The following is a 14,607-nucleotide window of genomic DNA, read 5'->3' as shown; positions in this document are numbered from 1 at the left end:
AAGCCCACTCCCCCAAATCAGAAACCGGCATTACGCCGGTTGCCACCCCCACGCGCCGGGACGCGCGCAGGGGACAGCGGTCCCAGCACATCTGAATATCCGAGTAACCCCTTCGTTGGAGATTTGCATCAAGATAGTAGATTCATAATCATCAGGCATATTTTCGGGCTTTGTTTACGGGACATAAACGCCAAATGTGGGAAAATATAGCGTCGTTACTGTCATCAGATTGATGACGTAAAACATGAACGCTCTGGTGATATTTTCATGAGATGCACAGTTTTCCGATATATGTGCAGCAGTTTATGGCAGCATTCTCCAATAAGTTCTTTAACAATATGAGGAATAATTTATTCAAGACGCCATCGCACACGCTTAGCGCAATGCGGTTCAGCAAGGGAGGCCTTGCATAGACATAAGGGAGGATGTGGGGCGAGAGGGGGCGTCCTCTTGCCATGCGTGGCCTGCAGGCCTGTTCTCAAAGTGGCGCCACGCCTTGGTTTCCAGCGCCACGCAAGCACCCAGCCGATGGGCTTCCGCTCCCGCGCACGTTCCGAAAAGACCGCTGCGCGGGTCGCGGGACGGCGGAAGTGCCCATTCCCTTTTACATAAGCGAAACCCATTGGTGATCGGACGCTACTCGGGCCCACCTACCCAAAAGGGTAAGACGGGGCGGGCCGCATGCCCACGCCGTGGCCCTGTCTGGCCGCAGCTTCTCCCTGGTGCGCCACTGTTTCAGCGACGCCCGCATCCGCAACGAAGATGGCGCGGAGCGCGTGACCCTGTACTGTCCCTGATCCGCGAGAATGACCCGCTGTGACGCGCTATTCCTTGCGGTAGCGCAGCAGCCAGGTAACCGTGCCGATCTGGCTGAGAACGGCAAGAGTGGTGAACCAGCCCACGACGATGAGATCTGATTGCCCGCGCACCAAGTCCTCTGTCGGCAGGTTCCATACCAAGATGAAGGCCGCCAGACCCGCCAAGACCTCGACGCATAACACCAGCGTCAAGAGCGTACGCACCAGGTTCTGCATTTGTGGGGGCACCTTCTCCCAGAAGATCAGGCGGAAGGCGTACAGCAGGAACCAGACGAACAGTAGCGCGGGCAGACCTACGGGATTGAGAATGTCGAAAGGATCGGCATGCGCCCGGATCTGTAGGGACGCGGCAATGCTGGTGGCCGCGAAGACGATGCCTGGCAGCGCCAAGCCCAACGTGAGATAGTAACCGGTGGAGGGCCGGCGCCATGTGGGACGTGACGCGGCGCTGGATATCGTCGACACGCCCATCCCGCCCTCCTCACTCCTTGCGGTAGCGCAGCAGCCAGATGATGGTGGAAATCTGGCAGAGGGCGGCCGCTAGGGTGAAGACGGTCACCAGGACGCTGCCGCCAACGCCGCCGGGCTGGGTGAACAGCAGGCCCAAGGCCACGATTGTAGCCACGACCTCGACGGCGAAGATGGCGCTGAGCAACAGGCGAACCAGGCCCTGGGTCTGGCTGGGCACGCGGCCCCAGAAGATCAGGCGAAAGCCGAAGACCAGCGCCCAGCTGAACAGGAAACCCACCAGCCCCGCCCCATCCAGCGCTTCCACCGGATCAAGCTGCGCCCGCAGCTTGAGCGAACCGTCCAGGCCGATGGCCAGGAAAGTGATGCCCACCACCGCGAGCGCCAGGTGGAAGAGATATCCGGGAGAGGGGCGCCGCCAGGCGGGGGCGGAGTGGGTGTCTGTCATCATTTGTGCACCGCGACGCTGTGAACCTGAAGGCGGCGGGCGATTTCATGCAGGGCCGATTCATCACCCAAGATCTCTTCCCGGATCATAAGGAAGCCGGAGCCGACGCCAGCGGCGCGGGGGGCAACCTCCAGCGTCATACCGGCGTGGATCTGCTTGGCACGAAGTTGGGACCGCAAATGAGCACGCTCCGCAATCTGCGCATACCGCTCCGCACGGGAGGCATTGGCGGTGCGCGCGGCCAGGGTCTCCGCCGAACGGGCCGTCGTCAAGTCCGCCTGCAACAGTTCCCGCGCCTCCGCCAGTTCCTTGATGGCCTTGGGACCACCGACGACGATGTCAGGCAGGGTCATGACCGTCGCGATGATGCGGTATTTCTCGGTGTGCTGCTTGAAGGCCTCGGCCCCTTCATCGTTGCCGGCCAGCTCCATGCCGTAGGCGGTACCGTCGGCCACCAGCAGGAAGGCGCCGCCCACTAGGCCGGCCACGCCCAGCACGCCCAGCCCGGTGGGGATGAGCGCGATGGAGGCCGCGACGCACAGCACGTCCAGCGCCACGCCCAGGGCGTCATCGCCGTGCGAGGTAAACATGCGGTTGAAGACGCGTCCCACGGCCTGGCTCATGGCCAGGTCGGCCTCGCTCTGCGCGATGGCGGCCTTGCCCTGCGCTTCCATGCAGCTCTCTATGAAGGCCTTCACCCGATGCCAGAAGTCGGGCGGCGGCTGATGCTTGGGCGGCGGAGCGGGAATGTGGCTCCACTGGAAAACGAAGATGTCACCAAAGCCGCCGGCATCGCGCGTAGGGCCGCGCAGGGGGTAGACATAGCCGTTGGTGGCCCAGGAAATGCCGACCCCGGGACCGCACACCTTGTCGACATAGGCGCACAGGCAGGTCGTGGCCTCGGTCTCATTGCGGAACGGTCCCCAATCACTGTTCAGGACGACTGCCATAGCGTTTCTCCCACTCTCCTATTTCCGCCGAAAGCGGCTTCTACTGCCGCCTACTGTCTTCCGGGTGCAGGTATTCGCCGAGGCCAGGCTCCTGGCATTCTGTTCCTTGCAATACATATAAGTAATCGTTGGAACGATCGGCCACCTTGAAGCACTTCTTATATCCGTGAGCCGAAGCCCATAGATCTCCGGCAAATATCCCAAGAACCATGATCGTTATAAAAGCGCCGATGGAAATCTGGATGATCCCAATTTCCATAGTCATCGGCTTCTTATATTTTCTAAAGATCGCGACATACATCGCAATTCGGATGCCATACAAAAACGGCCCAGCAAAGAAACAAAACACATATCTGCTAAAGAGGACGTGGTCGGCGCCACCGTCAAATACCAAAAGATCCGGATAGGACGTCCAGATCAACCAGATGCAGACTACAAACAAGATATCGAGAAAGTAAAAATGCCAGGTGCTTAGCGTCGCTTGCCCTCGATCCCGCCCCCGACGATGAACACCCAGGGCAGACATCATCTCATTCTCCGTCCACGACTCTGGGCGACCGCCGAAACGGCGGCTTCACCATCCGTGTTACGAGCGCGAGCGATCCCAGGCGCTTATCAGGAGCTTGGAACCACGCGGGCGGCTGCCCGCCCGCGTGGTCGCTCAAGAGATCGATCAAGCCGACTTGGTGGTGGCCAGGTCGTAGGAGGCGATGATCGGGGACTGCGGGTTGTGCTGGCTGTCGTACGGGGTGTACTTCATCTCCACCTTGGTGAAGTTCAGCACGATCTGCTCTTCCGGACGGTCGCTGGAGGCAGAGATGTTGTAGGACGAGATCAGGGTGTTGGTCAGGGTGAACTCGATGTAGGTGTCGCCGGGGTTGCCGCTGGTGACGATGTGGATCTTGGCGGTCACGCCCGAACGGCCGCTGCAGGCCTGGGAGAACAGCTTCACGGAGGAGCTGTCGCTGGTCTTGGTCAGCACGACTTCACGCACCGACGGCTCAGAACCTTCGCGGTTGGCGGTGGCGCCGGCCAGGGTGTTCATGGACCGGGTCACGCCCCACTGCAGGGTCTTGATGTCGGTCCACTGCTGATGGTTCTGCTGGGTGGCGTCGCCGGAGATGCCGTCGATCTGCAGGTAAATGGGCATTCGTAGTTCTCCTCACTTCATGGACTTTGGTTGAACGCGGGTTTGCGTCGATGCACCGGACTGGCGGGCGGCCAGCGGCCGGTGCGGTAGGTACGGTGCGCCGGGTGACCCCAAGCGGCTTGGGTCCGGGCGGTGCCTTGGCGGCTTATTCCGCCGCGGACTCCACCATCGGCCTTTCGGCCAGTGGCACCGTTTGGATGTCGATCCGGAAATCCCCGGCCTCGTCATCCCAATCCACGGTCGCGGCGGCGACGGTGCGCCGGGCGGCCAGGGTTTCCAGAAGGCGCTTGGACAGCGCCGGCATCAGGCTGCGCGACAGCACATGGTCGATAGCGCGGGCCCCGACGTCGCTTTCGCCGCACCGGGCCACCAGCCGTTCGATCACCGCAGGCGACACGGACAGGACGGCGCCATAGGTTTGCTCCACCCGCTGGCGCAGGCGGCCCAGCTGCAGGCCGACAATGTCGCGCAGGCGTTCCGCTGTCAGCGGCAGGTAGGGCACCACCGTGACCCGGCCCAGGAAGGCCGCCTTGTAGTGCTTCAGCAGTTCCGGATGCAGCGCGGCCGTCAGGCCGGCCAGATCCGGCAGGGTCTCGCGGTCGGCGGCCAGGGCCGTCAGCAGGTCGGACCCGGCGTTGGACGCCATCAGGATGGTGGTGTTGCGGAAGTCGATGTCGCGACCTTCGCCGTCGCGCAGCACGCCCTTGTCGAACACCTGGTAGAAGATGTCCTGCACGCCGGGGTGCGCCTTCTCCATCTCATCCAGCAGCAGCACGCCGTAGGGCCGGCGGCGCACCGCCTCGGTCAGGATGCCGCCCTCGCCATAGCCGACATAGCCGGGCGGTGACCCCATGAGGAGGGAGACCTTATGCTCCTCCTTGAACTCCGACATGTTGATGACGGTCAGGCTCTGTTCCCCGCCATACATCATGTCGGCCAGCGCCAGGGCGGTCTCGGTCTTGCCCACGCCGCTGGGGCCGGCCAGAAGGAAGATGGCCGGCGGCTTGCGCGGGTCGGCGATGCCGGCCCGGGCGGTGTGCAGCACGTCGGCGATCAGGTGCAGGGCGTCGTCCTGGCCCACCACCCGCTGGCCCAGGCGCCCTTCCAGGCCCAGCACCGTCTCGATCTCGCTGGACAGCATGCGGCCCACGGGAATGCCGGTCCACCGCGCCACCACCTCGGCCACCGCCTGCGCGGTGACGTCGTGGTGCATCAAGGGCTCCTCACCCTGATAGTCCGTCAGGTCCTGGTGCAGACGGGCGTGGCGTCCGCGCAGGGCGGCCACGTCGGTATCGCCCTGCGCCGTTTCCAGCGAGCCCCGGACGCCGACGATTTCGTCGATCAGGCGGCGTTCCTCCGTCCAGCGCCGGTGCAGGTCGGCCTGGCGCACCTGGGCGTCGGCCAGCCGTTCGTCCAGGGCGGCGATGGCGTCGCCATGGTCGGCACCCAGCGCCACCTCCCGCAGCAGGGACGCCTTTTCCACCTCCAGCCCTTCCGTCTCCCGGGCCACGGCGTCCAGCGCCTCGGGCCGGCCGGCCTGGCTCATGGCCACCATGGCAGCGGCCGTGTCCAGCACGCTGACGCACTTGTCGGGAAGCTGGCGCCCGGTGATGTAGCGGTGGGACAGGTGCACGGCCGCCCGCACCGCCGCATCCAGGATGCGCACGCCGTGATGCTTCTCCAGCGTCGGGACCAGGCCGCGCATCATGGCGATGGCGGTCGCCTCGTCCGGCTCGTCCACCTTCACCGGCTGGAAGCGCCGGACCAGGGCGGCGTCGCGCTCGATATAGCGCTTGTATTCCGCCCAGGTGGTGGCCGCCACCATGCGCAGCGCGCCACGGGCCAGATCGGGCTTCAGCAGGTTGGCGGCGTCACCCTGCCCCGCCTGGCCGCCGGCACCGATCAGGGTGTGCGCCTCGTCCACGAACAGGATGATGGGCTTGATCGAGCCCTTGACCTCGTCGATCACGCCCTTCAGGCGGTTCTCGAACTCGCCCTTCACGCCGGCGCCGGCCTGCAGCAGGCCCAGATCCAGGGTGCGGATGCTGACCTCGCGCAGGGCCGCCGGCACCTCGCCCGCGGCGATGCGCAGGGCCAGGCTTTCCACCACGGCGGTCTTGCCCACGCCGGCCTCGCCCACCAGGATGGGGTTGTTCTGGCGGCGACGGGTCAGGATATCAATCACCTGCCGCACCTCGGCATCGCGGCCGGTGATGGGGTCGATGCGGCCCTGGGCCGCCTCCGCCGTCAGGTCGATGGTGTAAGCATCCAGGTTGGGCGTGCGCCCGCCGGGCTTGCGCGGGGTCTGGCCATCGGCGGCGGCACCCTCGGGAACCTCGGTCTCGATCAGGGCGTCCAGCGCCTGCGGGTCGATGGCTTCCAGCGCGGCGGCCAGATCGCCAAAGGCCAAGGCGCCCTTGTCATCGGCCACCAGGGCCGCCAGCAGGTGCAGGGGCGACACCGCCCCGGCCTTGAAGCGCAAGGTGGCCAGGAACCAGGCCTCGCGCATCAGCGACACGACGCGCGGCGAGAAGGCCGGGGCGCGGCTGCTGCCGGTGCGGCAGCGGGCAAGCCCGCGCTCAAGCGCGCGCTCAAGCGCCTCCGGCCCCAGACCCACTTTGGGCAGCGCCTGGCGCAAGCCGGTGTCCGGCCGGTCGAGCAAGGCATGCAGCCAATGCTCGATCTCGATCTCATAGTGGGTTTTGGCCATGGCACCGCCCGCGGCGGCTTCAAGCGCCCGCCGTGCCGTGGCATCCAGCCCATCGACCAGCGTCCTTAGATCTATCGAATCCATTTCAAGACCCGCGCTTTTGGTTGACGTATTCCCCTACCCCCATCGTCCGACCCAGGTCCGCCGATGGCACGACTGCAAAAATAAAACTCGAACGGCAATTGGAACTTACCCAATAGTTATAGTATCGAATTTTCCGTCTGTTATTATACCGTTCATGTAACATTACATTAATAGAACGGCATTACTTCCGATATATGCTTCAGGTGATACTAATCAGTGTCATTGATACTGATGATTGCATCATCCGGGTCGTGCAGCATGGGCAGCGACGCCAGCCAGCTGTCGTAGCCCAGGCGCGGGCCCGCGCCGTCCCGCCCGTCCAGCTGGCAGGGCGGCACCTCCTCCCGGTGCAGCACCAGCTGCACGTCGAAGCCCAACTCGGGCCCGGCATAAAGACGCGCCAGTTCCACCAGACGTGTCAGCCCCGGCCGGCCCGGCAGATGGTCCATGAACTGGCGTCGCGTCAGGGGGCCCAGGATGATGCGGAACTGGCCCTGCACGTCCCACATGCGGGCGCCGGCAACAGCGTCCACGCCCAGGCGATTGTAGGCGGGTGCCTTTCCACCCAGGCGCAGGCAGGTCTGCTCCTCCGCCGGGATGGCGATCCAGCGGCCGGCGAATTGCTGCACCTTGACAGGCAAGCCGCAGGCGTCGGCCAGCATGCGCTCCAGTGAGATGGCGGCGCGCGGCTGCTGGCTGAACAGGCCGGCGTAGTAAACCGCCACCTCATCCCGCACCGACAGGCGGCCGCGCAGGTGCCCGGTGCCGAAGCCGGCGATGCCGAACAGGGCGGCCGTGGCGGCGTCCCCGCCCTCCAGCCCGCGATGTTCATACAAGGCGGGCAGGCGATAGCGCCGCCAGGCGCGGAACAGCAGGGTGGCGATACGGTCGTTGAACAGGTCGAGGAAGGCGGCGAAGCCAGGCGTGCGGTCACGCAGGCTGCGGATGGCCGTCTCGGTATAGGCCTGCGGCAGGGCCGAGACGGGCCCCGTCAGGGTCATGACGTTCAGATCCAGCCGGGCGGGCTCCGCCGCTGCGCCCTCTCCCCCGTCTTCCGCCAGCCCACCTTCCGCCAGGTGGGGCAGGTGCAGGCGCTGGATCTCATGCGCCGGGAAGCATAACGACTGGTGCGCGGCGAAACGGATGGGCAGTTCGTCCTCTTCGGCCGAGGCGCCGAACTGCCGTTCCAGCAGCTGGATGGCGCGGAACAGGTCGAAGCGAAAGGGCTCATGCCGCAGCATGTCCAGCAGGGCGGGCGAACCGCTGAGCGTCGGCAGGGGCACGATGGCGTTCATGCCGTCACCTTGGCGCCAATGCGCGCGCCCCAGCGGACCAGCGCCTCCTTCCGGCCCTTGGCCCGCACCGTCAGCCGGGTGAAGGAGTTGATGGAGGTGTAGAGGGCGAAGAAGCGCTCCAGCACCGCCGAGGGCAGGTAGATGCCCATGGCGCCCGCCCGCTCCGGATCCATCACCAGGTCGATGTCCACGCCCCGGCACAGGGCGGCGAAATCGGCGTGCGGCGCCCGGGCCGTGGCGCGGCGGTAGCCGATGCCGGTGACGCTGTCGATGATGGCCCGCGTCTCCGGCGTGTCCTTCAGGTCGTAAAGCTTCAGCAGCTCCCGCAACGCCGCCGCCCCGCCCTGGCCATCCCTCCCCCCTTGGCCGTCCACCAGCGACAGGTGGTTGAGGTTGAGGTGGGAGATCAGGCGCCAGCGGGCACCGTCACCCGTTTGCGGCCGCACCACCGCCGTGGGCGGCGTCAGGCAGGTGACGCCGGCGATGGGCCCGCCCTCGGTCAGGTGCATGCGCGGATGGCCACCGCCGAAGGGCAGCTGCGCCGGCAGGTCGCGGTTGAAGCACAGCGTCTCCACGCTGACCGTCCAGTCGGGCGGGGCGTTGGGGTTGAGGCCCAGATCCACCAGCGACAGGTACATTTCGCTGCTGGCGTCGCGCCCGCCCCGGGGGCGACGCATGGCGTGCCAGAAATGCTGGTGGCGCGACGGATCGGTGCCGTGATGGTTGCCGTAGAGGGGCAGGAACTCCGCCTTCTCCCCCCGGGGGGAGGACGCGCGCACCCGTTCGATGGCATAGATCTCGCGCGCCTCCGGCCGGCGGGCGTCGGCCTGCACCAGATATTCGGTGGCATCATGGCCCAGGATGATAGGCTCGGCCGACTGCCGGAACAGGTTGACAACCGGGGCGCAGCCCAGGGCGAACACCTGGGGACGCACCAGCCGCTCCCCCTCGGTCCAGACGCGGTCGAGGTAGAGGTAGACCTCCATATGCTGGCCCACCCCACGCAGGGACCGCGCGCTGAGGCCGTGCAAATCGACGAACAGGAACTTTTCCGGAAAGGTGAACAGCTCGCTCAGCAGGCGGTAGCCCAGGAAGGACTGGGCGCCGTAGGGCACCATGCCGTCCTCGGGCTCGAAGCCCACCGGGGTCAAATGGTCGGGCCCCAGTTCCACGGGGCTGGGGTCATTCACATCCTCCACCACCGCCATGCCGACGACGTTGTTCAGCAGCAGCTCGTGCAGGGTGAACGCCACCTCCGGCGGGCCGGAGAGGAACAGGCGCAGGCGATCCACGCCCAGGTCGGTCAGGCCTTGCCCTTGCGCGGTTGAGCTGATCTTCAGCCGCAGCACCGACTTGGCCTGGCGGGTGGCCGCCACCAGGGGGGCCGCCGCCGGCAGGGCCGCCAGGCTGGCCGCCGTCACCTCCACCGGCCAGATCTCGGCCGGCATGGTGGTCTGGAAGCGGCAGGCCTCACCCCGTACGGCCTCCGTCTCCACCTGTGCGCCGCGCGGCACGGTGAAGCTGCCCGTCAGTTCCGGCGCCGCCTTCATCTGCACGATGGCCATGGACGGCAGCGGCGTCACGTAGTGGGGATAGAGCACGCCCAGGAGCGCGTCGGTCAGTTCCGGGAAATCGTCGTCCAGCTTCTGGCGCACGCGCGCCGTCAGATAGGCGAAGGATTCGATCAGCCGGGCGACGTGGGGGTCGTCCACCGTGGTCGGGCTGATGCGGAGGTTGCCCGCCACCTTGGGATGCTCACCCGCGAAGCGGGTCGCCGCCCGCCGGATGGCCGCCAGTTCCTGGTTGTAGAAGGACAGGAAGGTGTCAGGCATGGGGGTCGCCCTTGATCAGGAAGGTCTGGCTGACGGGGTCCAGCACGGATTCGAAGACGATGGGCTCCGGCGATGGGTCCAGGCGGATCACCGCCTCCACCCGGAAGCGCAGGGTGCGGTCCAGGTTGCGGCCGCCGTTCAGCAGGGTGACCGCCACCGACGACAGGCGCGGCTCGAACTCGCGGATGGCCACCTCCAGCGCGCGGCCGAAGGCGGCCTGGCGTTCCGGTGCGGCCATGCTCATGGCCGTGAAGTCGGGGATGCCGTACTGCAGGGGGGACCGGTGCAGCTCGCCGACATCATTGCCCAGCTTGCCCGGCCGCCGCCGCGTGTTCAGCATGGCCTCCAGATCCCGGCGGATGGAGTTCTTGAGCTGCGACAACGCCGCGTTCCAGCCCAGGCTGCGCACGGCCGGCCCTTCCACCGGCTGGATCAGCCGGTCGAGGACGGAGGGCACGATGGTGGCGGGCTGTTGCGCCGGCATGGCTTACGCCGCCTCCACATCGGCCTGGGTTTCATCGAAGCGCAGGGAGGTGAGGTCGGCTGCCCCCACGGCGTCGTCGCCAAGCAGGAAGCAGCGCTGGCCCCGCCCCAGGATGGCGCCGTGCCGATCCACCCAATCCGTCAGGCGGCCCAGCCGGTGCTGGTCGGTCAGGCCGTCGGTCCCGGCGCCGGCGTAAATCATGGGCATGTACAGGCTGCCGGCCGTGCCGTCGCGCAGGGTCAGGCGCACGGGGCGCCAGATCAGGTCCGACAGGCGCTTGGGCGGCGCGAAATCCAGGCCCAGAACCTCGTCAGCGCCCACCCAGAAGTACTTGCCATCGGCGCTCAGCATCTCCAGCAGGCCGCCGCAGGTGTCGTCCAGGTCGCGGAAGTCGGCAAAGGCCGCGCCCTTGTGCTGGCCGGTGGTGGCGCGGCGCAGCGTCTCCGCCTCCGCCAGCGTGGCGGCGGCCCCCTGCCCGTCCCCGGCGCGTGCCTTCACGCCCGCCTCCAGGTGCAGGCGGGCGGCGGCGGTGATGTCGGTCAGGAATTCCGGCGGACGGCCCTCGCGGTACCAGTCCTGGCGCGCCGTCTCCGCCCGGATCAGCTGGCGCAGCAGCGAGACCGGCACCATGGAGCCGGGGTCCTGGTTCAGCACGACGGACAGCTGATTGTCCGCCCGCTCCAACTGTCCCGCCACGCACAGGATCTCCGCCAGCAGATAGCGGGCGCCGGTGTCGGTGGGCGCCTTCTGCACATGCGCGGTGGCGGCGGACAAGGCGCCGAACAGGTCGCCGGCCTCCAGGGCGTTGGTGATGGCGGTCTGGCTCATGGGGTCCTCTCCCGTCAGGCCTGCGGGCCGACGAGTTCCGTGACCAGGCGGAAGCTGGTCTGGACATCGTCGAGCTGGAAATGCGGTTTCAGATGGATGACGCAGCCGAAGGCGCCCGGCCGGCCCGCAATGTCGCGAACCTGCACCTCGGCCTCGCGCAGGGGATAGCGGGCCTTGAACGAGGTGCTGGCGTCGTCGTTGGCCAGGCAATAGCCCCTGAGCCAATCGCGCAGATGTTCCTCGAAATCATGCGCCGTGGCGAAGGAACCGATCTTGTCCCGGCCGATCATCTTGATGTAGTGCGCGAAGCGCGAGGCGCAGAGAACGTACTGCAGCATGGCCGACAGCCGGGCGTTGGAGGTGGCCGTCGCCCGGTCATAGACCTTGGGCTGGTGCAGCGACTGGCAGCTGTAGAAGACGCAGGCGTCGACGTAGCTGACCCGCGACAGGGGCACGATGCCCAGGTCGCTCAACTGCTTCTCCTGCCGGTCGGACAGGTAGACGTCCAGGGGTGCAGCCGGCGCCGCGGCCCCGCCCAGGGTCGGGAAGGTGTGGCCGGGGAAACGGTCCACCAGGCCGCCGCCGTTCAGGTCGTCCGGCGCGCCCCGGATGTCGGCGAACCAGCCGTACTGGTGGAAGGCGCGCATGACCACGGTGGCGAAGGCGAAGGCGGCGTTGCCCCACAGGTAGTCCCCCGCCCCCGGCCGGCCCGTGCGTTCCATGAAGCGGAAGCCGTCGATGCGGTTGGGGTCGTGGCGGTAGGGTGGCCGCATCATCACCCGGGGCAGGGCGATGCCGATGAAGCGGGCGTCGTCCGCCTCGCGCAGGGCCCGCCAGCGGATGAACTCATGCCCCTCGAAGGAGCGGGCGAGGTCCACGTCGCTGGCCATGTCGCCGAAGCTGTCCAGCCCGAACAGCGCCGGCGAGCAACTGGTGACGAAGGGGCAGAAGGCCGCGGCCGCCACGGCGGCGATGGCCTTCAGCGTGCCCACGTCGTCCGTGGGGTGGTCGGCGTCGCGCTGGTGTTGCACGGCGTAGTCGCCGATCAACAGGCCGAAGGGCTCCCCACCGGGCGTGCCGAACTCATCGCTGTACACCTTGGTGAACAGCTGGCTCTGGTCGAACTCGATGGCGCGTTCGAAGTCGCGGCACAGTTCGCGCCAGGACACGTCCAGCACGCGGATCTTGATGGCGCGGGTGGAGGCCGAGGCCTCCACGAGCTGAAGCAGCCCGCGCCACGACGCCTCCAGCTGCTGGAAGCGGGGATTGTGCAGGATGGCGTTGACCTGGGCCGTGAGCAGAGCGTCGATCGCCGCGATCAGCTGGTCGATGACCAGGCGCTTGTCGGGATGGCGGCTGAGGTCCAGCCGCCAAGCCGGGGGCGCGTCGGGCCGGGGAACCCGGCCTTCCGTCGTGTCGATGCGTCGTTCCACCCCCGGGGCTGCCGCCTCAAGGGTCTGTTGCATCAGAGCTTGCTCGGTATCCGTGCCACCATGCGCAGCGAGGTCGTCAGTTCCTCCATCTGCAACCAGGGCCGCAACCAGGCGATGGCGTTATAGGAACCGGGCTTACCCGGGATTTCCTTCACCGTGATCTTGGCCTCGCGCAGCGGGTAGGCGGCCTTCATTTCCTGGCCGGCGCCCTCGTTGGCGTTGACGTAATTGTTGATCCAGCGGTTCAGCCAAGCCTCGCAATCCTCGACCTCCAGGAAGGAGCCGATCTTGTCGCGCGCCATCACCTTCAGGTAATGGGCGAAGCGGGACGTGGCCATCATGTACGGCAGGCGGGCGGAGATGGCGGCGTTGGCCGTGGCGTCCGGACGGTCGTACTTCTTGGGCTTCTGCACCGTCTGGGCGCCGAAGAACACGGCATAGTCGGTGTTCTTGTAATGGCAGAGCGGCAGGAAGCCCAGCTTGCCCAGCTCGGCGTCGCGACGGTCGGTGATGCCGATCTCCGTCGGGCACTTCTGGTCGGGGTCGCCGTCATCGCTGACGAAGACGTGGGTGGGCAGGGTTTCCACCTTGCCGCCGCCCTCGGCACCGCGGATGGCCGTGCACCAGCCGTACTTGGCGAAGGCCTCGGTGGCGCGCGAGCCCAGGACGTAGGCCGCGTTCATCCAGCAATATTCGTTGTGCTCCAGCGCCAGCGACTTGCCCGAGGGGTCCAGGGGCGCCTCCTCGAAATTGAAGTCATCCACGCTGAGGGTGGCGGCGCCGTAGGGCAGGCGCGCCAGCACGCGCGGCAGGGTCAACGTGGTGAAGCGGCTGTCCTCGCTGTCGCGGAAGCTGCGCCACTGCGCGTATTCCGCCGTCTCGAAAATCTTCTCCAGGTCACGGGGCTTGGCCAGTTCCTGGTAATCCTGGAAGCCGAAAAGCTTGGGGCTGGCGGCGGAGATGAAGGGGGCGAAGGCCGCCGCCGCGATGCTGGAGATGCTGGACAGCATCTGCACATCCTCGGGGTGGTTGGTGAACTCATAGTCACCAATCAGCATGCCGTAGGGCTCACCGCCGGGCGTGCCGAACTCGTTCTCATAGAGCTTCTTGAACAGCTCACTCTGGTCGAACTCCACCGCCTTGGCCAGATCCTTCGCCAGTTCGCGCTTGCGCACGTTCAGCACGCGGATCTTCAGGTTGGCGCTGGTCTCGGTGTTCATGACCAGGTGGTGCAGGCCGCGCCAGCTGCCTTCCAGCTTCAGGAATTCCGGGTGGTGCATGATGGCGGCCAGCTGCTTGGACAGCTTGGCGTCGATGGCCTTCACCGCCGCGGTCAGCGTCTGGGTCAGGTTGCGGCTGTAGGTGACGGTGCCGCCCAGCGCCTCTTCCGTCAGGGTGCGCAGCAGTTCCTGCACACGCGCCGGCTCGGTCTGCTTGGTGGCGCCGATGGCCTGGTCCAGCAGCGAGAGGCCTTCGACGGTGCCGGCCGCGGCTTCTTCGCGGGAAACGGTCAGGGTGTCGGTCATCACTTCACCTCCTCGGCGGTGGCGCCCAGCTGCTGCGACAGCTTGCGCAGCTGAGTGTCGTCCTGAAGAATGGATTCCAGCAGGTCTTCCAACTGGGTCGAGCGGTCGGCCTTGGTCAGCAGGTCGCGCAGCTGGTTGCGCGTCTCCAACAGCTTGCGCAGCGCCGGCACCTGGCGAACGATCTGGCCAGGCTCCATGTCCTCCAGCGAGGAGAACTTCAGCTCCACGGCCATTTCGCTGCCGTCGTCTTCCAGCTCGTTCCGCACGCGCAACGACAGCGACGGCTTCATGCGCGCCAGGATTTCGTTGAAGTTGTCGCGGTCGATCTGGATGAACTTGCGGTCCTTCAGCGGCTTCAGGTCGTCCGTCGGGTCGCCGGAGAAATCGCCGAGCACGCCGACCACGAAGGGCAGCTCCTTCTCGACCATCGCCCCATCGGTTTCGACCTCGTATTTGATGTGCACGCGCGGCTTGCGAACCCGCTCGAGCTTGTCATGAACGCTGGCCATCTACCTTCTCCTACCCATGGGTTGCTGCATGTCGTCAGGGGTTGCCCCGAAATAAAAATGATTTCTCATCAG

13 protein-coding genes are annotated in these 14,607 nt (G+C 66.4%); all 13 read right to left on the bottom strand.

Annotated features, from left to right (window positions below; genetic code table 11):
- Positions 1–824 precede the first annotated feature (824 nt).
- Positions 825–1,289, bottom strand: coding sequence for a hypothetical protein (locus Y958_RS29790; RefSeq protein WP_088875538.1), 465 nt, complete (start codon positions 1,287–1,289; stop codon positions 825–827).
- Positions 1,290–1,299: 10 nt separating this feature from the next.
- Positions 1,300–1,737, bottom strand: coding sequence for a hypothetical protein (locus Y958_RS29785; RefSeq protein WP_145619276.1), 438 nt, complete (start codon positions 1,735–1,737; stop codon positions 1,300–1,302).
- On the bottom strand, positions 1,734–2,684 hold the full coding sequence (locus Y958_RS29780; protein WP_088875536.1) for a hypothetical protein: 951 nt from the start codon (positions 2,682–2,684) through the stop codon (positions 1,734–1,736). The genes Y958_RS29785 and Y958_RS29780 overlap by 4 nt, the downstream gene beginning before the upstream one ends.
- 40 nt (positions 2,685–2,724) lie before the next feature.
- Positions 2,725–3,213, bottom strand: a complete 489-nt coding sequence (locus tag Y958_RS29775) for a hypothetical protein (RefSeq protein ID WP_088875535.1) — start codon at positions 3,211–3,213, stop codon at positions 2,725–2,727.
- 144 nt (positions 3,214–3,357) lie between these two features.
- Positions 3,358–3,834, bottom strand: a complete 477-nt coding sequence (locus tag Y958_RS29770) for an Hcp family type VI secretion system effector (RefSeq protein ID WP_040848882.1) — start codon at positions 3,832–3,834, stop codon at positions 3,358–3,360.
- 145 nt (positions 3,835–3,979) lie between these two features.
- Positions 3,980–6,628, bottom strand: a complete 2,649-nt coding sequence (gene tssH, locus Y958_RS29765) for a type VI secretion system ATPase TssH (protein ID WP_088875534.1) — start codon at positions 6,626–6,628, stop codon at positions 3,980–3,982.
- A gap of 209 nt (positions 6,629–6,837) precedes the next feature.
- Positions 6,838–7,923 (bottom strand): type VI secretion system baseplate subunit TssG, encoded by a 1,086-nt coding sequence (tssG, locus tag Y958_RS29760; protein WP_088875533.1) that lies wholly within the window; start codon positions 7,921–7,923, stop codon positions 6,838–6,840.
- Positions 7,920–9,755: a type VI secretion system baseplate subunit TssF gene (gene tssF / locus Y958_RS29755; RefSeq protein ID WP_088875532.1), complete on the bottom strand. Its 1,836-nt coding sequence runs from the start codon at positions 9,753–9,755 to the stop codon at positions 7,920–7,922. Before tssF ends, tssG begins: the two co-directional genes overlap by 4 nt.
- Positions 9,748–10,239, bottom strand: coding sequence for a type VI secretion system baseplate subunit TssE (tssE, locus tag Y958_RS29750; RefSeq protein ID WP_004273669.1), 492 nt, complete (start codon positions 10,237–10,239; stop codon positions 9,748–9,750). The genes tssF and tssE overlap by 8 nt, the downstream gene beginning before the upstream one ends.
- 3 nt (positions 10,240–10,242) lie before the next feature.
- Positions 10,243–11,067: a type VI secretion system accessory protein TagJ gene (locus Y958_RS29745; RefSeq protein WP_088875531.1), complete on the bottom strand. Its 825-nt coding sequence runs from the start codon at positions 11,065–11,067 to the stop codon at positions 10,243–10,245.
- Between the two features lie 14 nt (positions 11,068–11,081).
- Positions 11,082–12,533 carry a type VI secretion system contractile sheath large subunit gene (tssC, locus tag Y958_RS29740; protein ID WP_088875530.1) on the bottom strand — a complete coding sequence of 484 codons (1,452 nt, stop codon included), beginning with the start codon at positions 12,531–12,533 and terminating at the stop codon, positions 11,082–11,084.
- Positions 12,533–14,026 carry a type VI secretion system contractile sheath large subunit gene (gene tssC, locus Y958_RS29735; RefSeq protein WP_050898220.1) on the bottom strand — a complete coding sequence of 498 codons (1,494 nt, stop codon included), beginning with the start codon at positions 14,024–14,026 and terminating at the stop codon, positions 12,533–12,535. Before tssC (Y958_RS29735) ends, tssC (Y958_RS29740) begins: the two co-directional genes overlap by 1 nt.
- Entirely contained in the window at positions 14,026–14,535 is a 510-nt protein-coding gene (gene tssB, locus Y958_RS29730) for a type VI secretion system contractile sheath small subunit (protein ID WP_040845788.1), read from the bottom strand. Before tssB ends, tssC (Y958_RS29735) begins: the two co-directional genes overlap by 1 nt.
- Positions 14,536–14,607: the final 72 nt, after the last annotated feature.

It is taken from the genome of Nitrospirillum viridazoti CBAmc (assembly GCF_000730165.1).
Taxonomy (GTDB): domain Bacteria; phylum Pseudomonadota; class Alphaproteobacteria; order Azospirillales; family Azospirillaceae; genus Nitrospirillum; species Nitrospirillum viridazoti.
The sequence above is the reverse complement of the archived record's forward strand: the minus strand, read 5'-3'. Positions and strand labels throughout refer to the sequence as shown.